At 70.3% G+C, this 794-nt stretch carries 1 protein-coding gene; it reads left to right on the top strand.

From position 1 onward, the window contains the following. Positions 1 to 297 precede the first annotated feature (297 nt). Positions 298 to 609: a hypothetical protein gene (locus tag ACTWP6_RS30365; protein ID WP_443189647.1), complete on the top strand. Its 312-nt coding sequence runs from the start codon at positions 298 to 300 to the stop codon at positions 607 to 609. Positions 610 to 794 lie beyond the last annotated feature (185 nt).

The following is a 794-nucleotide window of genomic DNA, read 5'->3' as shown; positions in this document are numbered from 1 at the left end:
CCCGCCTGCGGCGGGCGTGGTCCGTAGCCCCTCACCTTTAACCGTTCAGCTGGGTCGCCCAGTGTGACCGACGAGGCCCCGTCACGCGCAACCCACACCCGCGCCGAACTCCGCAGGCCGAGTGACCGTTTCGGCCCAACGCCAGCTCGCCAGGGCGCTGCGCGCCGGCTCGCGCGGGCCGAAATCCCTGCTCCGCTCGTCACGGCCTCTTCGGGGTTGCGCGCGCCACCCCGCCGGTCCCCCGCAACCCCAGCGCTAACCGGCGCAGCAAATACCGCAGACGAACGGAGAACAACCATGACCTACCCCCTCGACGACTTCTGGGCCAACGTCGACGCCGCCCTGAACCGCTGCGCAGAGGCCACCACCGTCGAAGACGTGATCACCATCCTCAACGAACACTTCAACCCCTCCCCCGGCGCCGCCTTCTTCGGCGGCTCCGGGGGCGACACCCAGCTCCTCGACAAGCTCTACTGGGACCGAGCCGACAGCACCTGGCGGGTCGTCCGCTACGACGCCCCCTACTACTGGTGCCTGGCCGACACCAACGGCGACCTGCTCACCTACATCGAAGGCGACGTCTACCGCGGCAACACCATGACCGACTAACCCGCCGCCCCGGCCGGTGTCCGCGCAGGGTGCGGGCACCGGCTGGTGTGGTGTCTTCCGGTGCGCGGTCGCCGGCGCACTAGGTGCGACCGGCGGATGCCCGCCTGCGGCGGGCGTGGTCCGTAGCCCCTCACCTTTAACCGTTCAGCTGGGTCGCCCAGTGTGACCGACGAGGCCCCGTCACG

The sequence above is a fragment of the Mycobacterium sp. 4D054 genome, assembly GCF_052245755.1.
Lineage (GTDB): Bacteria > Actinomycetota > Actinomycetes > Mycobacteriales > Mycobacteriaceae > Mycobacterium.
This window is presented reverse-complemented; position numbering and strand designations above follow the sequence as displayed.

Excerpts from the sequence above, each read along its gene's own strand:
- ACTWP6_RS30365 (WP_443189647.1), top strand. The coding sequence starts at position 298 with ATGACCTACCCCCTCGACGACTTCTGGGCCAACGTCGACGCCGCCCTG.